The 21541-nt window shown below is 73.2% G+C and carries 16 protein-coding genes; 13 read left to right on the forward strand and 3 right to left on the reverse strand.

What is annotated here, in order from left to right; translation table 11 throughout:
* Positions 1-63 precede the first annotated feature (63 nt).
* From ACF08N_RS14065 to ACF08N_RS14100, 8 genes are all read left to right on the forward strand, one after another.
* Entirely contained in the window at positions 64-3189 is a 3126-nt protein-coding gene (locus tag ACF08N_RS14065) for an alpha-N-acetylglucosaminidase TIM-barrel domain-containing protein (RefSeq protein ID WP_392324845.1), read from the forward strand.
* Positions 3190-3238: 49 nt separating this feature from the next.
* Positions 3239-4039, forward strand: coding sequence for a tyrosine-protein phosphatase (locus ACF08N_RS14070; RefSeq protein ID WP_392324846.1), 801 nt, complete (start codon positions 3239-3241; stop codon positions 4037-4039).
* A gap of 143 nt (positions 4040-4182) precedes the next feature.
* Entirely contained in the window at positions 4183-6171 is a 1989-nt protein-coding gene (locus ACF08N_RS14075) for a hypothetical protein (protein ID WP_392325055.1), read from the forward strand.
* A 98-nt stretch (positions 6172-6269) separates the two neighbouring features.
* The gene (locus ACF08N_RS14080) at positions 6270-7154 is read left to right on the forward strand and encodes a metal-dependent hydrolase (RefSeq protein ID WP_392324847.1); all 885 of its coding nucleotides are present in this window, start codon (positions 6270-6272) and stop codon (positions 7152-7154) included.
* 1 nt (position 7155) lies between these two features.
* Positions 7156-8223 (forward strand): PDR/VanB family oxidoreductase, encoded by a 1068-nt coding sequence (locus ACF08N_RS14085; RefSeq protein WP_392324848.1) that lies wholly within the window; start codon positions 7156-7158, stop codon positions 8221-8223.
* Positions 8224-8285: 62 nt separating this feature from the next.
* Positions 8286-9023, forward strand: coding sequence for a TetR/AcrR family transcriptional regulator (locus ACF08N_RS14090; protein ID WP_392324849.1), 738 nt, complete (start codon positions 8286-8288; stop codon positions 9021-9023).
* A 330-nt stretch (positions 9024-9353) separates the two neighbouring features.
* Positions 9354-9929: a GNAT family N-acetyltransferase gene (locus tag ACF08N_RS14095; RefSeq protein WP_392324850.1), complete on the forward strand. Its 576-nt coding sequence runs from the start codon at positions 9354-9356 to the stop codon at positions 9927-9929.
* Between the two features lie 74 nt (positions 9930-10003).
* On the forward strand, positions 10004-10894 hold the full coding sequence (locus ACF08N_RS14100) for a phosphatase PAP2 family protein (RefSeq protein WP_392324851.1): 891 nt from the start codon (positions 10004-10006) through the stop codon (positions 10892-10894).
* Positions 10895-10934: 40 nt separating this feature from the next.
* Here ACF08N_RS14100 and ACF08N_RS14105 read toward each other — a convergent pair whose 3' ends face one another.
* Positions 10935-13922, reverse strand: a complete 2988-nt coding sequence (locus tag ACF08N_RS14105; protein WP_392324852.1) for a bifunctional [glutamine synthetase] adenylyltransferase/[glutamine synthetase]-adenylyl-L-tyrosine phosphorylase — start codon at positions 13920-13922, stop codon at positions 10935-10937.
* Positions 13923-14408: 486 nt separating this feature from the next.
* Here ACF08N_RS14105 and ACF08N_RS14110 point away from each other — a divergent pair, with 486 nt between their 5' ends.
* From ACF08N_RS14110 to ACF08N_RS14125, 4 genes are all read left to right on the forward strand, one after another.
* Positions 14409-16232: a PIG-L family deacetylase gene (locus tag ACF08N_RS14110; protein WP_392324853.1), complete on the forward strand. Its 1824-nt coding sequence runs from the start codon at positions 14409-14411 to the stop codon at positions 16230-16232.
* Positions 16233-16317: 85 nt separating this feature from the next.
* Positions 16318-16833 (forward strand): pyridoxamine 5'-phosphate oxidase family protein, encoded by a 516-nt coding sequence (locus ACF08N_RS14115; protein ID WP_392324854.1) that lies wholly within the window; start codon positions 16318-16320, stop codon positions 16831-16833.
* Positions 16834-16856: 23 nt separating this feature from the next.
* Positions 16857-17288, forward strand: a complete 432-nt coding sequence (locus ACF08N_RS14120) for a VOC family protein (protein WP_392324855.1) — start codon at positions 16857-16859, stop codon at positions 17286-17288.
* A 230-nt stretch (positions 17289-17518) separates the two neighbouring features.
* Positions 17519-18250, forward strand: a complete 732-nt coding sequence (locus ACF08N_RS14125) for a class I SAM-dependent methyltransferase (protein WP_392324856.1) — start codon at positions 17519-17521, stop codon at positions 18248-18250.
* 63 nt (positions 18251-18313) lie between these two features.
* Here the strand turns inward: ACF08N_RS14125 and ACF08N_RS14130 are convergent, their stop codons facing one another.
* Positions 18314-18538, reverse strand: a complete 225-nt coding sequence (locus ACF08N_RS14130) for an antitoxin (RefSeq protein ID WP_392324857.1) — start codon at positions 18536-18538, stop codon at positions 18314-18316.
* A 278-nt stretch (positions 18539-18816) separates the two neighbouring features.
* On the opposite strand from ACF08N_RS14130, the gene ACF08N_RS14135 reads away from it, so the two are divergent.
* On the forward strand, positions 18817-20454 hold the full coding sequence (locus tag ACF08N_RS14135; protein WP_392324858.1) for a glycosyltransferase family 2 protein: 1638 nt from the start codon (positions 18817-18819) through the stop codon (positions 20452-20454).
* On the opposite strand, the gene ACF08N_RS14140 is transcribed toward ACF08N_RS14135, so the two are convergent.
* Positions 20447-21520 carry a PQQ-dependent sugar dehydrogenase gene (locus ACF08N_RS14140; protein WP_392324859.1) on the reverse strand — a complete coding sequence of 358 codons (1074 nt, stop codon included), beginning with the start codon at positions 21518-21520 and terminating at the stop codon, positions 20447-20449. The two genes, ACF08N_RS14135 and ACF08N_RS14140, sit on opposite strands and share 8 nt — an antisense overlap.
* Positions 21521-21541 lie beyond the last annotated feature (21 nt).

Here is a 21541-nt window from a genome sequence, read left to right on the forward strand (position 1 = left end):
AACCGCGAGTAACGTGCGCTGCGCACGCACCTGTTGTCGCCGGAGCAACATGGAGGAGCGCTGATGAACGAGCTGTCGAGACGTACGCTGCTGGGCACGGCAGGGGCGGTCGGGGCAGGCGCGGTACTCGCCGCGCACACCCCGGCCGCCGCGCTTGCCGGCCCCTCGGCGGTCCCCGCCGCCCGCGCGGAGCAGCCCGCCGCGGCGGCTGTCGACGCCGCGCTCGCGGCGCTGCGGCGGCTGCTGCCCGAGCACGCCGAGCAGTTCCGGCTGCGGGTGCTGAGCGGCGCCGAACGGTTCCGTGTCACCGGTTCGACGGGGCGCATCGAGGTCGCCGGAACCAGTGCGGCCGTGCTGCTGACCGGAGTCCACTGGTACCTCAAGTACGTCTGCCGGGCCCACATCTCGTGGTCCGGTTCCCAGCTCGACCTGCCCCGCCGGCTGCCCGCGCCGCACGCGCCGCTGGAACGGGCCTCGACCGTCGCGCACCGGTTCGCGTACAACGACACCCACGACGGCTACACCGCCCCCTACGCCGACTGGCCACGCTGGGAGCGGCTGCTGGACGTGCTCGCCCTGCACGGCTGCAACGAGGTGCTGGTGACGCCGGGTCAGGAGGCCGTGTACCACCGGCTGCTGATGGACTTCGGCTACTCGGACACCGAGGCCCGTACGTGGCTGCCCGCGCCCTCGCACCAGCCGTGGTGGCTGCTGCAGAACATCAGCGAGTACGGTGGCCCGATGTCCCCGGCCCTCGTCGAGCGCCGCACCGAGCTGGGCCGCAGGATCACCGACCGGCTGCGGGAGCTGGGCATGCATCCGGTGCTGCCCGGGTATTTCGGCACCGTCCCGGACGGTTTCCCGGCCCGCAATCCGGGGAGCGACGCGCGGGTGATCCCCCAGGGCACGTGGGGCGGGATGCGCCGCCCGGACTGGCTCGATCCGCGTACGCAGTCCTTCGCCGACGTCGCCGCCGCCTTCTACCGGCACCAGGCGGAACTGTTCGGCGACGTCTCGCACTTCAAGATGGACCTGCTGCACGAGGGCGGCACGGCGGGCGACGTACCGGTGCCCGACGCGGCCCGCGCGGTGGAGACCTCGCTGCAGACGGCGCGGCCGGGGGCCACCTGGGTGATCCTCGGCTGGCAGGCGAACCCGCGCCCGGCGCTGCTGGAGTCGATCGACACCTCCCGCGTCCTCGTCGTCGACGGGCTGTCCGATCTCGACACGGTCACCGACCGGGACGCGGACTGGGGCGGCGCGCCGTACGCCTTCGGCACCATCCCCAACTTCGGGGGGCGTACGACGATCGGCGCGAACACGGACCGGTGGACGGCGAAGTTCACCGCGTGGCGCGACAAGCCCGGCAGCGCGCTGGTCGGCACCGCGTACATGCCGGAGGCGGCGGAGCGGGACCCGGCGGCGCTGGAGCTGTTCAGCGAACTGGCCTGGCGCGAGGAGAAGATCGACCGGGATGCGTGGTTCGCGGAGTACGCGCACATCCGCTACGGCGGGGACGACCGCTCGGCCAGGGCCGCGTTCGCCGCGCTGGCAGCGACCGCGTACAAGCTCACCAGCACCGACGGCCGGCCCTACGACTCGCTGTTCTCGCGCAGGCCGTCGCTGACCACGGCGATCGGAACGGCCTTCGACCCGGCGGGCTTCGACCGGGCGTTCGCCGCGCTGCTGGACGTACGGCCGCCGCTGCGGGAGTCGGACGCGTACCTGCACGATCTGACCGATGTGGCCCGGCAGGCACTCGCGAATCGTTCCCGCACGCTCCAGATCGCGCTGCGGGCCGCGTACCGGAACAAGGACGTGGCCACCTTCCGCGACGTCACCACGGTGTGGCTGAAGCTCATGCGCCTGAGCGACACGATGGCCGGGTGCCACCGCTCGTTCCTGCTCGGGCCGTGGCTGGAGGACGCCAAGCGGCTGGCGACCAGCCCCGAGGAGGCGGTGCAGCTGGAGCGCACCGCCCGCACGCTGATCACCACCTGGGGGGACCGGCCGACCGCGAACAGCCTCAGCAACTACGCCAACCGGGACTGGCAGGGCCTGATGGCGGACGTCCATGTGCCGCAGTGGGAGGCGTATCTGCACGAGGTGGCCGACGCCATGGCCGAGGGCAGGGCGCCGAGGTCCTTCGACTGGTATCCGCAGGAGGAGGCGTGGACCAGGGACCGGCGGACGTATCCGGTGCGGCCGACCGGGGAGGCGTACCGCACGGCCCGCCGCGTGTTCGACACGCTGGCCCGCGCTCCCTACCAGGGCGACGTGACGGTGAAGGCGGAACCGGCGGCGTTCACCCCGGGCAGCACGGGCACCGTGACGGCGGTGTTCCGCAACATCAACGGGCTGCGCGCCACCGGCCGGGTCGACCTCGCGCTCACCGGGCTCGACGCCGAGCCTCAGGGCGCAAGTTCCCTGGACGGCGTTCCGGCGGGCGACAGCGGTGAGGTGTCCTGGAGCGTGACGGCTCCGGGCGAGCCGCCGACCGAGCCGCTGGTGCCGATGCCGTACACGCTGACGACGCAGTACGGGCCGCTGGGCGAGGAGCGGGTGACGGCCACCCAGACGGGCAACGTGTACGTGGCGTCGCCGCTGGATCCCGTCTGGAGCGTGTTCACCTCGAACGCGGCCGTGTTCGGCCAGCTCGGCGACCGGTTCGCGATCAACGGGGCGGGGAACGACGTGTGGCGGGGCACCACCCAGTTCGGCACCGCCTACCGTCCCGGTGCGCTCAGCGAGGGCGGCTCCGTCGTGCTGCGGGTGGACGCGCAGGACAACACCGGCACGTGGGCGCGCGCTGGGATCGTGGTCCGCAACTCCCTGGCGACGGCGGGGGACGTGGGCTTCCTCAACCTCGCCGTGACACCGGGGCAGGGTGTGGCGTTGTCGTACGACTCGAGCGGCGACGGCACGATCGACAACTACGGCCGTATCACCGGCATCAGGGCCCCGGTGCTGCTGCGGCTGACGAAGAACGCGGCGACGTCGTTCACCGGCGCCTGCTCCACGGACGGCGGGGCCACCTGGCGGACGGTCGCCACGGTGACGGTGCCGGGGGCGGCGAGGAGGCAGGACGCCGGGTTCTTCATGAGCGCGACGAACGGCGGCAGCGGGGCGCGCGGCACGGTGCGGTTCAGCGGCTGGTCGGTCACCGGAGGTGTCGCGTCGGGCAGCTGACGTACCGCGAGCCCGGCAAGATCGGCCGGACAGGGCCTACATTCCCTCCATGAACGCGATCCCGTCCACCACCGTCGCCAACCTGCGTGATCTGGGCGGCATCCCGCTGGCCGGCGGCGGCACGGTGCGCAGCGGTGTGCTGCTGCGTTCCGGGCAGTTGCACCGGCTCGACCTGGCGGCGGATCCTGCGGTCGCCGCGCTCGGTGTCCGTACGGTGGTCGACTTCCGTACGCGGGACGAGCGCGACGCCCGCCCGGACCGGGTGCCGCCGGGCGGGCGGCTCCTGCTCGCGGACGTGCTCGCGGACCAGGTCGCCGCGGGCCGGATGCCGGCGGCGGCCCGGCTGCGCCAGCTGCTTGCGGACCCGGCCGTCGCCGAGCAGGAGCTCGGCGGCGGTCGGGGGCGGGAGATGTTCCAGTCGATCTACCGGGCGTTCGTGACGACGGAGTCGGCGCGGACGTCGTACCGGGCGTTCCTGAACGAGCTGGCGGAGCCGGGCGCGACGCCGCTGCTGTTCCACTGCACGGCGGGCAAGGACCGTACGGGCTGGGCGGCGACGATCGTGCTCACGGTGCTGGGGGCGTCGCCGGAGTCGGTGCGGGCGGAGTACCTGTCGGTCAACGCGGCGGTGCGGGAGGCGTTCGCGCCGCTGGTGGAGGGCTTCACGCTCCAGGGCGGACGCCCGGAGACGGCCCTGGCGATGATCGGGGTGGCGCCGGAGTACCTGGCGGCGGCTCTGGACGAGGTCGAGACGCGGTACGGCTCGATGGAGGCGTACGTGACGGACGGCCTCGGCGTGACACCGGCGACGCTGGAGCTCCTGCGCGAGCACCTCACCACGACGACGTGACCGGGCGGTGGCGCTCCGCCCCATGCGGGTGTCCGGCCACGGGGCACTCAGGGGCGGGCGACGGGCGCCCGTCGCGACGCGACCGGCGTGGCGGCGCCCGGACACCGCGCGCCCCTTGGTGACCATAGGACGATTCGCTCGTTCTGCTGAACGTGCGACCACAGGATGCCGTCACCGCAGCAGACACCTCCGCCCTCCCCGCGCCGCCCGTCCCCGCCGGCGGCCGGGTCGAGGTCGAGGAGGCGGAGGCCGCGCTCGTCGAGCACTACCCGCGGCTGGTGCGGATCGCCTATCTCGTGCTGCCGCCGACGCTCGGCCGCAACCGCCGCGTGCTGACGGCGCACGCGCTCGCGCAGCGCTCGCTGCCGCGCGGCCGCGGGACCGTTTCCGACGGTGGCGACGCCGTCGTGCCGCGCGCCCGCCGCCCGGAGGGCAGCCCCGATCCCGGCTACGCGTTCGTACGGGAACGGGTGCTGCGCCAGGCGCTGGAGGCCGGGCTTCCACTGCGGCGGGCGGCGTGGCCGCGGCGCGCCCAGCTGCCGCCGCTGCTGCCGCACATCTGGGGCCTGCGGGTCTTCCCCCGCTCCGGCGGCGCGGACGAACTCGCCCTGGACCAGCGGCTGTCCGCACTCAGCGGCCCCGCCCGCGCGGCCTATGTGCTGCGCGGCCTCGAACGGCTCCCGGACGCCCGGGTGCGCGACGTCCTCGCCGCCGCGGGCGCGGCGGACCCGGGCGCGGCGCTCGCGGAGGCGGACGCGGTGCCGGGCGGGAGGAAGGCGGCGGCGCTGCTGGATTCGCCGGAGTTCGACCCGTGCTGCCTCCAGGTACGGCCCACGGACCTGATGCGGCGCCGCCGGCACGCCAGGGCGGGCCTCGTGGCCGGTGCCGCGCTCGCGGTGTGCGGGGCGCTGCTGGGGCAGCCGGGCGGCGGGTGGGGGGCGGACGGCGCGGCGGCGCCGCTCTACGCCCGCCATCCGGCGGCCGAGGCCGCTCTCGACCCCGGCAGGCTGACGCGGGTCGCGCCCGGCGCCTGGCGGCAGTCCGCGCGGCGGGACTTCTCGGTGTGGCCCGCGCGCGGCCCGCTCGTGGACGACAGCGGCCTGCTGCGGCGGGCGCTGGCGGTGTGGGCGCGGCCGGGTGCGACGGTCCGGGTCTCGGCGACGCCGGCCACGCCGTCCGGCCCTCCGGCGGGCCCGCCGCAGCTCCTGTTCGCGGGCGAGGTGGACGGGGCGAGGGTGGTGCTGCTGCACGACGGGCTGCGGGTGGCGCGGTACGCCGAGCCGCGCGACGGCTCCCCGGGCGCGGCGCTGGACTTCGCACGGACGGACGGCGCGGACGCCGCCTCCGCGGCGGCGCTCGTCGCGGGCCGCGCGGGTGGCACCGTCCGCTATCTGACGGCGCCGTGGGTGCGGGAGGTGTCCGTGCGGGACCTGCTCTCGCCGGCGGCCGGGCCGCGCCCGCTGCGGCGGGACGCCGACGGGCTCACCGCCCCGCTGCCCAGCCCGGCCCAGGCGCGCACCTGCCGTGCCTGGCAGGCGCTGGAGGCCGGTGAGGAGGGCGGCGGGGCCCGGGTGCTGACCGATCTGGGTGAACTGACGCCTGCGCGGCTCACCTTCGGCCCGCCCGCCGCTGCGAAGGACGCCACCGGCCCGGCGGCCCGCGCCTCCTGGGCGCGTACGGCCTGTTCGCTGTCCGGGGTGCGCTCGCACGGCGTGCGCGGCGTCAACGCGTGGGAGTACGCCCGGCAGAAGCTGCCGGAGGCCAACGGCACGGCCGCCTGGCTGTGCACGCGGGCCGAGACCTGGCGGGGCACGGGCGGGCGGGTGATGGCCCAGTTCCACGCCCCCGCCGACCGCCCCGCGGCACCGGGCACCGTGGTGGCGCGGGCGGAGGACGCGCCGTCGTGCGGGGTGCGCGAGCCGCGGGTGCTGGCGGGTGTGCTGTGGAAGTCGCAGGCGGGCCAGTGGTACGTACTGGCCGCGGGCAGCGGGCAGTTCGCCTCGCTCACCGTCTCGGGCGGCGTGGCGGGCGAGAGTGCGGGCCCTGTGCTGGCGGTACGGGCGCGGGCAGGCGCGCGGGCAGAGCTGAACGGCACGCTCGCGGACGGCACGCGGGTCCGGGCCCTGCACTGAACCCGGGTCCGGCCCTGCACTGAACTGGCGTCCGCGCGACGGGAAATGAACGTGTCGCACCTCTGTCCCCCGCGCATACCCGTCAGTACATTGACAGTATGTCTAACACGCAGCCTCGTCCGGTGACGTCCGAGCGCGTACCGCTCACGGCACGCAAGGTCGCCTTCGAGTGGTCGGACACACCGTTGCACTGGATCCCCGGCGACCCGTTCGCCACGCACACCATCAATGTGCTGCACCTCCTGCTCCCGGCGGGCGAGCGGTGGTTCGTGCACGTCTACAAGCAGGTCCTGCCGTACATCCGCGACGAGCGGCTGCGCGAGGACGTCATCGGCTTCATCGGCCAGGAGGCCGTGCACTCCCAGGCCCACGACGAGGTGCTGCCCCACCTGCGGTCGCTCGGCCTCGATCCGGAGCCGTACACCGCGCAGGTGGACTGGCTCTTCGAGAAGCTGCTCGGCGACAGGACGCTGCCGCCCGGCACGGCGCGCCGGTGGTGGCTGATGGAACGGGTCGCGCTGATCGCGGCCATCGAGCACTACACCGCCTTCCTCGGCGACTGGGTGCTGAACGCCGACGAGCTCGACCGGCGCGGCGCGGACCCGGTGATGCTCGACCTGCTGCGCTGGCACGGCGCAGAGGAGGTCGAGCACCGCTCGGTCGCCTTCGACCTCTTCCTGCACGTGGACGGCAGCTACCGGCGCCGGGCCCGCACCTGGGCCGTCGCCTTCGGAGCACTGGTGTTCCTGTGGCAGCGCGGGGCCCGCTTCTTCATGGAGAACGACCCGACGCTGCTCGACGGGAAGGCGAGCATCGGTCAGTTCTACCGCGCGGGCAGGGCCGGGGTGCTGCCCCGGACGGGCGCCATGCTGCGCACCGTCCCCCGCTACCTCAGCCGCGCCTACCATCCCTCCCAGGAGGGCAGCACGGAACAGGCCGTGGCCTACCTCGCGTCCTCGCCGGGCGCGAACGGGGGCCGCTGACATGGCCCGGCTGCCTGCCGCCGTCCTCGTCGCCGGCGCGGCGCTGCTCGCCAGGCGGGCGATGCGCCGCCGCATCGCGCGCTCCCCGCTCTGGCCGCTTCCCGCGCTTCGGACGCCCGTCTCGGGACGGCCGCGCCCCCGGCCCGCCTCCTTCCGGGCCCTGATCACCGAGCGCACGCACCCGGCCGACGGCGTCGTCCGGCTGCGTCTGGAGGCGGCGGGGCTGCCCGCCTGGCAGCCCGGCGCGCACATCGACCTCGTCCTGCCCTCGGGCCTGGTGCGCCAGTACTCGCTGTGCGGCGACCCTGCCGCGCCCGGGACGTACACGATCGCCGCCCGGCTGGTCGAGAACGGCCGGGGCGGCTCCCGTGAGGTCCACGAACAGCTCCGCGTTGGCCAGGAGGTGGAGATCCGCGGCCCGCGCAACCGCTTTCCGCTGACCGCCGCGAGTTCGTACGTCTTCGTCGTGGGCGGCATCGGGATCACGCCGGTCCTGCCCATGCTGCGCTCACTGGCCGCGTCGGGCGCCGACTGGCGGCTGCTGTACGGCGGGCGCTCGCGCGCGACCATGCCGTTCCTGGACGAGCTGGCCGAACTCGGCGGCGCCGAGGGGCGGCTGACCGTGGTCGCCGAGGACACCTCGGGGCTGCCGGACGTGGCCGCCTTCCTGGACGGCACGCCGGACGGCAGCGCGGTGTACTGCTGCGGCCCCGACCCGCTGATGAGGACGGTCGAGCGGCTGCTGCCGGCGTCGTGCACGCTGCATCTGGAACGGTTCGCGCCGGGCCCGGCCGCCGCGTCCGCGGGCGGCCCCTTCGACGTCGAACTGCGCCGCACGGGCCGCACGGTGCGCGTCGCCGCAGGACGGTCGGTGCTCGCCGCGGTGCGCGAGGAGCTTCCCGACGTCCCGTACTCCTGCGAGCAGGGCTTCTGCGGCACCTGCCGCCAGCGCGTCCTGGAAGGCGAGGTCGACCACCGCGACGAGTTGCTGACCGAGGCGGAACGGGAGAGGTCGATGCTCCTGTGCGTCTCCCGCTGCCACGGAGGACGGCTGATCCTGGACCTGTGAGGGGGCGGCCGGTACCGGACCTGAAAGGGGGCGCGCCCGGGGCCGGTCTGTAGGGTGGCTGCATGACGACCGGGGTTCGGCGCAGGATGGGCGTCGAGGAGCGCAGGCAGCAGCTGATCGGTGTGGCGCTGGAGCTGTTCAGCCACCGCTCCCCCGACGACGTCTCCATCGACGAGATCGCGGCGGCCGCGGGTATCTCGCGACCGCTCGTCTACCACTACTTCCCCGGCAAACAGAGCCTGTACGAGGCGGCGTTGCGCCGGGCGGCCGACGAACTGGCCGGACGGTTCGAGGAACCGCACGACGGCCCGCTGGGGGCGCGGCTGCTGCGAGTGATGGGCCGCTTCTTCGACTTCGTCGACGAACACGGCCCCGGTTTCTCGGCGTTGATGCGCGGCGGCCCGGCCGTCGGTTCGTCCACGACCAACGCGATGATCGACGAGGTGCGGCAGGCCGCGTTCGAGCAGATCCTCGCGCACCTGGGGATCGAGACGCCGTCTGCGCGACTGGAACTGGTCGTACGCTCCTGGGTCTCGCTCGCCGAGTCGACGGCGCTGCTGTGGCTGGACGGCCGCAGCATCCCGCGCGCCGAGCTGGAGCTCCAGCTCGTACACGACTTCGCTGCGCTGGCGGCGGTGAGCGCGGCGTACGACGAGGAGATGGCCGGGGTGCTGGTGGCCATGCTCGCGGACGAGCCGGCCGAGGGCCCGTTCGGCGACCTCGTCACCCGCCTGCTGGCCCTCGCGCCGGCGCTCACGCAGGTACCGGTCCCACGCACCCCTGCGCCGGGCCGCGACTGACCGCGGGCGGGGACCGCTGACGGCCGGCCCTGGGCGCGGGCCCCGGCCCCGGGTAGTGGGTTTCGCGGGAGCAGGAACCGCCGCTGGCTGCCCGGGGCGGCGCCGGGCGCGGGCCCCCGATGCCGGCCCGGGGCAAGTGCTTTCCCTGAAGGCAGGAACCGCCGTTGGCTGCCCTGGGCAGCCCGGCGCCGGGGCCGCCGACGGCCGCCCCGGGTAGTGGGTCTCCCCAGGGCACGGCCGGCGGCCGAGCCCGGCTGCCCAGCGGCGCGGCCCACCACCCCCGGTGGCCCCGGTGCGGCCGACCGCCTGGGCGCCGGTCAAGATGGCGTCGTGATCATCGAATCAGTCTTCTCCCCCGCGACCCCGACCCCGTCGGACATCGACGCCCTGGTCGGGCTCTACGACGGAGCCGCGCAGTGGATGCTGCGCCACGGCATCGACCAGTGGAAGCCGGGCGGCAAGGACTCCGCGCACTTCCGCCGCAGGATCGCCGATGGCGAGGTGTGGCTGCTGCGGGCCGCGGACGTCCCGGTCGGGGCGTACGAACTGTGGTGGGACGACGAGGAGGCGTGGGGCCCGCAGCCCCCGACGGCCGGTTACGTGCACCGCCTGATGACCGACCGGTCGGCTCCGCGCGGCACGGGCCGGGCGCTGCTCGCCCACGCGGAGGCGCGCATCGCGCACGCGGGGCGCGCCACCGCCCGGCTGGACTGCCTGAGCAGCAACCCGCGACTGCGGACGTACTACGAGGGCGCGGGATACACCGTGGTCGGCGAGGAGCCGGCGAAGACGGCGGCGGACGGCAGCCGGTACGGGGTGCTGCTGCTCGAAAAGCGCCTGCGGGCCGCCTCGACCGCGCACTCCGGGACACCCCGAAAGCGCCCCCGAGGGGCCGCTCGTCCGTAAGGTGTACCGCGTGCGGCCAGAACCCGTCCGAGGGATGATCAGTGTGGGCCGTGTATCTGGCAGACTCTCGTCCCATGGGTGAAGCGACCGTGAAGACTCTGGACAGCCGGACGGCGACCCCGTCACCCATGATGGAGGACGAGGTCGCGGCCGAATCTGTTCATTCCGGACCAGTCCGGCGCACTCCCCGGTCGCCCCGCCGCCCCCGCATCTGGTTCGAAATCCTGCTGATCGCGGTGAGTTACTGGACGTACTCGCTCATCCGCAACGCGGTACCGGAACAGCGGACCGAGGCCCTGCGCAACGCGGACTGGATCTGGGAAGCCGAGAAGACCCTCGGCATAGCAGTGGAGCAGTCGGTCAACCACGCCATGAACTCGGTGACATGGCTGATCGTCTCCATGAATTACTACTACGCGACCCTGCACTTCGTCGTCACCATCGGTGTGCTGGTGTGGCTGTACCGGGGACATCCCGGCCGTTACGCCGCCGCCCGGCTCATCCTCTTCTCCACCACCGGTGTGGCCCTGGTCGGTTACTACCTGTATCCGCTCGCGCCGCCCCGGTTGATGAACGGCCGGCACTTCATCGACACCGTTCTCGTCCACGAGACCTGGGGCTCGATGGCTTCCGGCAACTTCAAGAACATGTCGAACCAGTACGCGGCCATGCCCTCGATGCACATCGGCTGGTCGCTGTGGTGCGGCCTGATCATCTGCGCGCTGGCGACGGCCCCGTGGGCGAGGATCCTCGGCGTGCTCTACCCGACCCTGACGCTCGTCGTCATCGTGGCGACGGCGAACCACTTCTGGCTGGACGCGGTGGGCGGCATGCTCTGCCTGACGTTCGGCCTCGGGGTCTCGTACGTGTGGTTCCGGGCGCTGCCGCACCAGATGCCGCGGCTGGTGCTGGAGGACCCGAACCGGCCCCAGCGTTTCCGCCGCCTGCTGCCGACCCGCGCCTAGGGGGTGTCTGCGAGCGCTTCCACGACTCCGCGCCTGCGCGCTAGGACCCGTAGAACAGCTCCTCCACCACGGCCCGCGCCCGCCGCGTCACCCTGCGGTAGCCGTCGAGCATGTCGCCCACGTGGCCCGGCCCGTAGCCGAGGTAGCGGCCCACCGCCGCCAGCTCGCGGCCGTCCGACGGGAACGTGTCGCCCGCCCGGCCCCGCACGACCATCACGCCGTTGCGCACCCGTGCGGCCAGCACCCACGCCTCGTCCAGCGTCGCGGCGTCCTCGGCGGAGATCAGGCCGGCCTCCCGCGCCGCCGCCAGGGCCTCGCGGGTGCGGGTGGTGCGCAGGCCCGGCACCGCCCGGCCGTGCCGCATCTGGAGCAGCTGGACCGTCCACTCGACGTCGCTCAGACCGCCGCGGCCCAGCTTGGCGTGGAGCGTGGGGTCGGCGCCGCGCGGCAGGCGTTCGGACTCCATGCGGGCCTTGAGCCGGCGGATCTCCCGTACGGCGTCCTCGCCGAGGCCGTTCTCCGGGTAGCGCAGGGGGTCGGCGAGTTCGACGAACCGGGCGCCCAGTTCGGCGTCGCCGGCCATGGGGCGGGCGCGCAGCAGGGCCTGGCTCTCCCACACCAGCGCCCAGCGGCGGTAGTAAGCCTCGTAGGAGGCGAGCGTGCGCACCATGGGGCCGCTCTTGCCCTCGGGCCGCAGATCGGCGTCGATCAGCAGGGGCGGGTCGGCGGTCGGCAGTTGCAGCAGCCGCCGCATCTCCGCGACGACCACGTTCGCGGCGCGCGCGGCCTCGTGCTCGTCCACGCCGTCGCGCGGCTCGTGCACGAACAGGACGTCGGCGTCGGAGCCGTAGCCCAGCTCGCCGCCGCCGAAGCGGCCCATGCCGATGACCGCGAACCGGGTGGGCAGCTCGTCCCCCCACTGCTCGCGCACGGCCGCCCTGAGCGCGCCCGCGATCGTCGCCGCGGTGAGGTCGGTGACCGCCGTGCCGACCCGGTCGACGAGGGCTCCGTGGTCGGCCTCGGCAGGAGTGTCCTCCGTGCCGTACGAGGCGATGAGGTCGGCGGCGACCGTACGGAACAGCTCGCGCCGGCGCACCCCGCGGGCCGCCACCACGGCGGCCTCGGCGCTGTCCGCGCGGCCGACGGCGGCGAGCACCTCCTGTTCGAGGTGGTCGCGGCCGCGCGGCCCGAGCCCCTCGGGGTCGCCGAGGATGGCGACGGCCTCGGGGGCGCGCAGCAGCAGGTCGGGCGCGAGGCGGCCGGCGGACAGGACCCGGGCCAGGTTCTCGGCGGCCGCGCCCTCGTCGCGCAGCAGCCGCAGGTACCAGGGCGTCTTGCCGAGCGCGTCGGAGACCTTGCGGAAGCCGAGCAGGCCCGCGTCGGGGTCCGCGGAGTCGGCGAACCAGCCGAGCAGGACCGGCAGGAGCGTGCGCTGGATGGCGGCCTTGCGGGACACCCCCGACGACAGCGCCTCCAGGTGGCGCAGGGCCGCGACGGGGTCGGCGTAGCCGAGCGCCTCGAGGCGCTGTCCGGCGGCCTTGGGGCTGAGCCGGATCTCGCCGGGCGCCAGCTGGGCGACGGCGTCGAGCAGCGGCCGGTAGAACAGCTTCTCGTGGAGCCGGCGCACCACCGATGCGTGCCGCTTCCACTCCCGGTTGAGGTCGGCGACCGGGTCGGTGCGCAGCCCCAGGGAGCGCCCGAGGCGGCGCAGGTCGGCCTCCTGCTCGGGCACGAGGTGGGTGCGGCGCAGCCGGTACAGCTGGATGCGGTGCTCCATGGCGCGCAGGAAGCGGTACGCGTCGTCGAGCTGGGCGGCGTCCGCCCGGCCGACGTACCCGCCGGCGGCGAGTGCCTGGAGTGCCTCCAGGGTCTTGCCGCTGTGCAGGGAGGCGTCGCTGCGGCCGTGGACGAGCTGGAGGAGCTGGACGGCGAACTCGACGTCGCGCAGCCCGCCGGGGCCGAGCTTGAGTTCGCGGTCGATCTCGGCGACGGGGATGTTGTCGACGACCCGGCGGCGCATCTTCTGCACGTCGGCGACGAAGTTCTCGCGTTCGGCGGCCTGCCAGACGAGCGGGGAGACGGCGTCGATGTACTCCTCGCCCAGCGACAGGTCCCCGGCGACCGGCCGGGCCTTGAGGAGCGCCTGGAACTCCCAGGTCTTGGCCCAGCGCTGGTAGTAGGCGAGGTGGCTCGCCAGGGTGCGCACCAGCGGGCCGTTGCGTCCCTCGGGGCGCAGGTTGGCGTCGACGGGCCAGATGGTGCCCTCGACGGTGGTCTCGGAGCAGATGCGCATCAGGTGCGAGGCGAGGCGGGTGGCGGCCTGGAGGGCCTTGCCCTCGTCGGTGCCGTTCGCCGGTTCGCCGACGAAGATCACGTCGACATCGGACACGTAGTTCAGCTCGTGGCCGCCGCACTTGCCCATGGCGATGACGGCGAGGCGGCAGGCCGCGGCGTCGTCGGGCGCCGCGGCGCGGGCGATGGCGAGGGCGGCGCGCAGGGTGGCGGTGGCGAGGTCGGCGAGTTCGGCGGCGGTCTCGGCGACGTCGGTGGTGCCGCACACGTCGCGGGCCGCTATGGCGAGCAGGCAGCGGCGGTAGGCGACGCGCAGCGACACAGGGTCGTCCGCATCGGCGAGGCCGGCCTCGAACTCGGCCACGCCCGGGTGCAGATCGGCGGACTCGTACGTGAACAGCGCCTGCCAGTCGTGGGGGTGGCGGGCCAGGTGGTCGCCGAGCGCCTCGGAGGCGCCGAGGACGCCGAGCAGCCGGTCGCGGAGGGGTTTGGCGGTGACGAGGGTGTCGAGGAAGCGGCGGCGTTCGCCGTCGTCATGGGCCTCCACCACGCGCACCAGGCTGCGCAGGGCGAGGTCCGGGTCGGCGGTGGCGCCGAGCGCGTCGAGCAGCACGGGGTCGGCGCGGACGGGGGCCATGTCGGGGAGGTCGAGCAGCCGCTCGGCGGCGGAGGGGTCGGTGAATCCGTGCCGCAGGAGTCGCGTGAAGGTGCTGCTTCTGCGCCCCGGCGCCGTCATCCCGGTCTCCCGTCCTCGCCCTGATCAGCGTGCGGCATCGAGCTTAGGCCCTGTCCGGCCGATCTTGCCGGGCTCGCGTGCCCTGGCACTCCCCCGCAGCCTCCTGCGCGGGAGGTACCCGCCACCCCACAGCCTCGGCGCGGGAGGTACCCGCCACCCCGCAGCCTCCGGCGCGGGAGGTACCCCCATGCTGCGTTGTCGTCGGTCGCCGATGTCCCCCGTAGCCCTTCGGGCACGGGGAGGTGCCCCCACCGCGGTGATGCCGGGGCCCGGCGCGTGCGGCAGGGGCGGACGTGACGTACGAGGCGCGTGAGATTCGCCATGTTCCTCACACAACGCCCGCGATGAACCGCATGCTCGGTATCTCCGTCTTCACGGCGGGCCGGTGCCGATCTTCGTGCCCGTACGCGACGGGCATGGACTGATCGCGCGCGCCGGCCAGAACCTTGTCCGCTGGAATTCCTGAACACCGAAGGCACCACCGCAATGCGCTCGTCCGGGCCTCGCCGCCGCTTCACCCTGCTCTCCCGCCGAGGCCCGACGGCGGCCCTGCTGATCGCCCCGGTCGCCATGGCCGGCTGGCTCCACGGGGCGGACGCGACCAGCTCCGGCGCGAAGCGGAAGGCGCCCGAGGTGCGGACGGCCCGGCCGGCGGCCGTCCCGGAGAGCCCGCGGCCCGCGGGATCCGCGTCCGTGGTGCAGATCGTCGCGCACCCCGACGACGACCTGTTCTTCATGAACCCCGACACCCGCCAGTCGATCGACTCCGGCTCCCGGCTCACCTCCGTCTACCTCACGGCCGGCGAGTCCGACGGCGTCAACGCGGCCCGCACCGGCCCGCTGGCCCCGTCGGTCCGGCCCGCCGCCGACAAGGCGCGGTACGCGGAGGCCCGGCAGAACGGCATACGCGCCGCGTACGCGGAGATGGCGACCGGCGACCGGAGAAGCCCGTGGCGGCGCACCGCGATCCCGACGGCGGGCGGCGGCACGGCCGAGCTGGACGTGCTGGCGGCCCGCCCGGAGATATCCCTGGTGTGGGTGCAGTTGCGCGAGGCGGGCTCCGTCTCGGGCGACCGGCCCGTCAGCCTGCACGGCCTGTGGGACGGCAGGGTGGCCGAGCTGCCCGCGCAGCTCGCGTCCGGTTCCCCGGTGAAGCGGGAGTTCGCGTACGACAAGGAGCAGGTCGTCGACACGGTCGCGGGGCTGCTGAAGCGGTTCGCGCCCACGCACGTCCGTATGCAGGACCCGACGCCGGGCCTGGTCGCCGGGACGGACCGGCCCACCGACCACCAGGACCACCTCTTCGGCGCCCGGTTCGCGCAGGCGGCGCTCGTGCGGTACGCGCAGATGCCGGACCACCCGGCGTTCAGCGTCCAGAACTATCTGGGCTACTTCACCAGCGGCCTGCCGCGCACACTCGACCCCGATACGGCGGCGGCCAAGCTGCACACCATGCACACGTACGCGTGGACGGACGAGGCGAACTACTGCGGTGCCGAGGCCGGCTGCGGTGACCGCAAGGTGGCGGCGCGGCCCGGCGGCCACGGCTGGACGCAGTCCGTCCGCTACACCCGGGGCGAGTCGACGTCCTGGGTGCAGCCGGGACGCGACGGCGAGCTGTGGGCCTTCTCGGTGCTCGACACGCGGCTCGCGGTCTGGCACCGCGGCGCGCGGGGCGAATGGACCGGCCACTACTCTCTCAGCTCGCTCTCCCAGCGCCTCGACGGCTCCTGGACGACCTGGCGGGAGCGCGGCGGCCAGAACCTGCACGGTGACCCGGCCGTGGCGTCCGACGCGAGCGGCCGCCAGCATGTCTTCGTCGGCTCGCCGCTGACGGTCTGGTCCTGGACGCAGTCGGAGCCGGGCGCCCCGCTGAGCGGCCCCACCGCGACGGGCCTGCCGCCGACGACGCTGACACTGAGCGCGGCCCCGGAGGGCGACGGTGTACGGCTCTGGTTCCGCAAGCCCGCGTCCGGCGCGGTCCGCACGGCGCATGTCTCGGGCCCGCTGGTGTCGCCCGTGACCGAGCTCGGCGGCGTCGCGGGCTTCGGCCCGGTCAGCGCGTCCGGTCCGGACCACGCGCTGCTGGCGGTCCGCTCCGGCACCGGCGTACCGGGCACGTACCTGCCGGCGCCGGGCGGCACGGGCACGGCCGGCCGGGCGGCCGGGACGCCGCGGTGGCACGCGGGCGGGCCGCTGTTCGTCGGCGCCCCGGCGGGCGCGGAGGCGGGCGTGGGCGCGCTCGGCCAGGACGGGCGGCTGTACTGGTCCCGGCCCGAGGCACCGCAGAAGTGGCAGCCGGTGGACTGAGCGGGACCGATGAGTACGGGCGGCGGCGCCGGTCTGCACTGGTACATCCGTTACATCCGTTGCGCGATGCGAGAGGATCGGAGCGATGCCCGCGAGCGAACCCCGTACGGACCTCGATGCCCGCTTCAGCGACCCGAAGGCGTCGCCCGCCGACTGGTCCGAGGCGGTCGCGCTGATCAGCGCGGCCGAGGTCTTCTGGCTGACGACCGTGCGGCCGGAGGGCCGGCCGCACGTCACCCCGCTCGTCGCCGTCTGGCACGACGGCGCCCTGCACTTCTGCACCGGCCCCGACGAGCGGAAGGCGAAGAACCTGCGTGCCAACCGGGAGGTCGTCCTCACCACCGGCCACAACGCGCTGGAGGAGGGCCACGACGTGGTGGTGGAGGGCGAGGCGGTCCGGGTCACGGACGAGGCCGCGCTGCGCACGCTGGCCGGGCTGTGGGTCGAGAAGTACGGCAAGGTCTGGACATTCCAGGTCCGCGACGGCGTGTTTGTCGGCGAAGGGGGCGAGGCCCTGGTATTCCGGGTGGCGCCGCGAACGGCTTTCGGTTTCCGCAAGGGCGAGTCGTTCGGCCAGACCCGCTGGCGCTTCACCGGCTGACCGTACGTCGAAAGGTATCCGTCGTGGACATGACCCTGGAAGTCGTCACGATCCCGGTCTCCGATCTGGACCGCGCCAAGACCTTCTACGGGGAGGCCCTGGGATTCAAGGTGGACCTCGACTCGGAGGTCGCTCCCGGAATGCGCATCATCCAGCTGACGCCGCCCGGTTCACGCTGTTCCATCGCGCTGATGAGCGGCATGCCCCACCACCCGGAGCAGCCCGAGATGCCGCCGGGCTCCCTGCACGCCCTCCAGCTGTGCGTCACGGACATCGCAAAGGCGCACTCGGAGTTCATGTCGCGCGGGGTGCCGGTGACGCCGATCCAGCACGTGGGCGCGACGGGCTGGGAGGACGGCCCGGGCGAGGAGTGGAACTCCTTCCTGTTCTTCAAGGACCCGGACGGCAACACCTGGTGCGTGCAGGAGGCGCCGTCACCGCTGTCGGAGCGCTGACGGCGCGGCCGCGGGATCCCCTGCGAAACCTGCCCGGCGGCGGTCCGGAACGCCGTCGTGGCGGGCTTCGAAGGGGGTTCTGCGCGGCCGCACGGGCGGGGTCGGACGCCCGTGACACGGCCGGTCGCGCGCGCGGCGCACACGGGCACCCAGAGCCCTGACACATAGCCTTTGACCTGGGCTTTTACCTCTCCCGGCACTAGTGTTCCCCTGACGGGAAAGGGGATTTGATGGACCGTTACATACGCAGCGTCGACGACGTGCTGGAGCTCTTGGACGGCCTGTTCGCACCCGAGGCCGACCGCTGGACCGCCGACGGGGCCGACTGGTGGGACGGCTTCTACGCCGACCGCGACAGGCCCGTGCCGTTCTTCGTGTCGAAGCCGGACGAGAACCTGGTCTCGTACCTCGACCGCGGCCTGATCGCTCCGCGCGGCCGGGCGCTCGACCTGGGCTGCGGGCCCGGCCGCAACGCGCTCCACCTTGCCGCCTCGGGCTTCGACGTGGACGCGGTCGACCTCTCGCCCACGGCGATCGCCTGGGCCGAGGAGCGTGCCCGGGAGGCAGGAGTCGGCGTCCGCTTCCACCGCGGCGACGCCTTCACCACCGAACTGGGCGGGCCGTACGACCTGATCCACGACTCCGGCTGCTTCCATCATCTGCCGCCGCACCGCCGTGTCAGCTACCTGGCCCTGCTCCGGCGCCACCTCGCCCCGGGCGGGCATCTCGCCCTCACCTGCTTTGCAGCCGGCGGTATGGGCTCCGAACTGCCCGACGCCGACTTCTACCGCGAGAAGGGACTCCAGGGCGGGCTCGCGTACACGCCGGAGTCCCTGCGGTGGATCTTCTCCGACCTGACCGAGGTCGAGCTGCGGCGCATGCGCGACGAGCCGGCCGAGTCGGCGTCCTTCGGTGAACCCTTCCTGTGGACGGCCCTTTTCCGCCGCGACGCCCCGGCGTAGCCCCGACGCACGGCGCGGCCCGGGCCGGGGCGGGTGCCCCGGTCCGGGCCGGCCGGTTGGTCGTCAGGCCCTCGGCGGTTCGTCCGGGCCGCGGTCCGTGCCGGTCTGGCCGCCCTCTCCGCGACCGCCGCCGAACTGCTCCCTCATCTTGTCCTGGGCCGTGTCCACGTGGCGGCCGTACTTGCCCTGGGTCCTGTCGTCCACGTAGTCGCCGGCCTTCTCGATGCCCTGGTTCGTCCGCTCGGGGTGGCCTTTGAGCATGTTCTTGAGCTTGTCCATCATGGACATGGGGTTTTCCTCCTCGACGCAGGGTCCCCCGTCCCTCCAGGGTCACGGCACCCCGCGGACTTCGCATCCGCAGGAGGATCGAGCCCGTTCCCATGGCCCCTGACCTGCGCTTACGGCACGGGCCGGCTCCCACGCAGATCGCCGGCGCCGGCGACCGCGCGACCGCCGGGTGTCGCTCCTTCGGGCAGCCGGTGAAGCAATCAGCCCAATCGGACACGCGGATCCCGCGCGCGCCGGATGTCTTGGGAGGTGACCCAGCCTGCGGAGCGGAGCGGACCATGAGCCCTGATGCCGCCGGAGCGATGAGCAAGGCACACACCCGGCAGACAGCCCGCTCCGTGCAGCCGGCCACTTGCGTGCTGCCGCAGCCACCGGACGACCAGGAGAAGTACTCCTATGTCAGGCGCCGCCTCGGGGTGCTCACCGTGGCCTCACTCATCAGCATGGCCTGTTTCGTCTTCGGCCAGTTCAGGCTGATCCAGTCGTCACCGTGGCTGAGCGCCCTGCTGCCGTGCCTGGTCTTCACCGTCCTGTACTACCTCGCCTCTCTGCGAGTGAACGCGTTCACGGCCAACTTCGATCTGGAAGCGCACCGCCGCCTGGTGGCGGACTGGCATCCGCGGACATACCCGACCGTCGGCATCTTCCTGCCGGTGTGCGGCGAGCCCATCGACGTGCTGGAGAACACCTGGACGCATGTGCGCCGGCTCGCCGACCGTTATCCCGGTGGGGCCGCCGTGTATGTCCTCGACGACTCCGCCGACCCGCGGTTCGCGGTCATGGCCGCCGAGTTCGGCTTCGTCTACGGCAGCCGCCCCAACCGCGGCTGGTACAAGAAGGCGGGCAACCTCCACTACGGGCTCGGCATCTCCGACGAGGAGTACATCCTGGTCCTCGACGCCGACTTCGCGCCCCGGGCGGATCTGCTGGGCGAGCTGCTGCCGTACATGGAGCGCGACCCGAAGACCGGCATCGTCCAGTCACCGCAGTACTTCCGCGTGCTCGACCGGCAGACGTGGGTCGAGCGCGGGGCGGGCTCCGTGCAGGAGCTGTTCTACCGGGCGATCCAGGTGTCCCGGCAACAGCGCGACGGCGCCATTTGCGTCGGAAGCTGCGCCGTGTACCGCCGCGCCGCACTCGACGCCAATGGCGGCACCACGCTGATCGAGCACTCGGAAGACGTGCATACGGGCTTCGACCTGCGCCGTCTGGGCTGGGACCTGCGCTACGTGCCGATCCCCCTCGCCACCGGAAACTGCCCTGACAACGTCAGCGCGTTCTACCACCAGCAGTACCGCTGGTGCGCCGGCTCGATGAGCCTGCTCGGCAGCAGGAAGTTCTGGGACACACGGCTCAGGCAGGCCACGCGCCTCTGCTACCTTTCCGGCTTCTTCTACTACCTCCACACGGCGCTCGCCGTCTTCACCGCCCCCCTGGTCCCGATCGTCCTGCTGGTGGCCATGCCGGAAAAGATCAAGGCCGAGTACATGCTGCTGGTGCTTCCCAGCGTCGTCTACGCCACCCTGGTTCTCCCGTGGTGGCACAAGTGCCCCTACCGGCTGGACGCGTGGGCGGTGCGCGTGATGTACGGCTGGGCGCATGTCTTCGCCATCTGCGACATGGTGCGCGGCAGGCACCTGAGCTGGAAGCCCACGGGCTCGGCGACCGCGAGGCGAAACGGCCTCAGGCGCTTCTGGACCGGCCTGTGGGTCTGGAGCGGTGGTACGGCCGTGATCTGGGTGAGCGCCGCGCTGTGGCGGACGCTCACCATGGATCCACTGGACTTCGCCCTGCTCCTGTTCTCGGGGCTGTTCTACGCCGTGATCGTGGGCCGGATTCTTTTCCCGTCGTCCTGGGGCAGTGCCGGAGAACCCGGTCCTGCCGCCGCGCGGAAGGCTCTGACCAAGGTCAGGTGAGGTCGACCTCGAGCACCCTGTCCGCGTCCTTGCCTGCCTTGTCCGTGGTGATCCACAACTTGCTCTGCCCGGGCACCTTCTCGGCGAGGCGCATCCGGCCGTAGGCGTTGACGAAGTAGGGGACGGGGGTGCCGATGGTGGTGCCGGTGACCGGGACGCGCCACAGCCGCGCACCACGCAGAGCCGCGATGTACAGGGAGCCGTCGGCGTAGGTGAGGCCGCTCGGCACGGCCTCGGCGGGGCGCCACTGATGCTTGGGGTCGGTCATGCCTGCGAGGGAGCAGCCGCCCTCGCAGGTGGGCCAGCCATAGTTCTTCCCCGGCTCGATGAGGTTCAGCTCGTCGTAACCGTCCTTGCCGATCTCGGTCGCCCACAGATGACCCGCCGCGTCCCAGGCGAGGCCCTGCGGGCTGCGGTGGCCGTAGGAGTAGACGAGGGTGCCGAACGGGTTGCCGGGGGCGGGCTTGCCCTCGGTGGTCATGCGCAGGATCTTTCCGTTCAGGGAGTTCTTGTCCTGCGCGTCGCTGGACGTCCATGCCTCGCCGGTGGTGGCGTAGAGATAGCCGTCCGGGCCGAACTTGATACGGCCGCCGTTCACCCCGCCCCGCTTGATGCCGGTCACGAGTGTCGTGTAGTTGCTGAGCCTGGAGCCGTCGAAGGTCATTCGGGCGATCCTGTTGCCCTCTTCGGCCGCGTGGTAGATGTAGACGTGGTGGTCCTGGCTCCAGTTGGGCGACACGGCGATGCTGCGCAGACCGCTCTCGGGCACGCTGTTCACCGTGTGCGGCACGGTGCCGACCAGGGTCTTGACCCCGGACGGGGTGAGTCTGAAGACCTTGAACGAGTCGCGCTCGTCGATCAGCGCGGAGCCGTCGGGCAGCCAGCTCAGGCCCCAGGGAAAGTTCCACCCGGACGAGACGGTCCTGACCTGGGACGGCTCCTTCACCGTGTCCCCGCCGGAAGCGACCGGCGAGGCACTGCCGGTTCCGGCGAACGGCACCAGCAGTGCCGCCGCGACCGCCACGGCGCGAACGGTGCTGGTTCGGAGCAAACGGGGGATGGACACTGCACAACCTCCTGCGGGATG

The organism is Streptomyces sp. NPDC015127 (genome assembly GCF_043080095.1).
Lineage (GTDB): Bacteria > Actinomycetota > Actinomycetes > Streptomycetales > Streptomycetaceae > Streptomyces.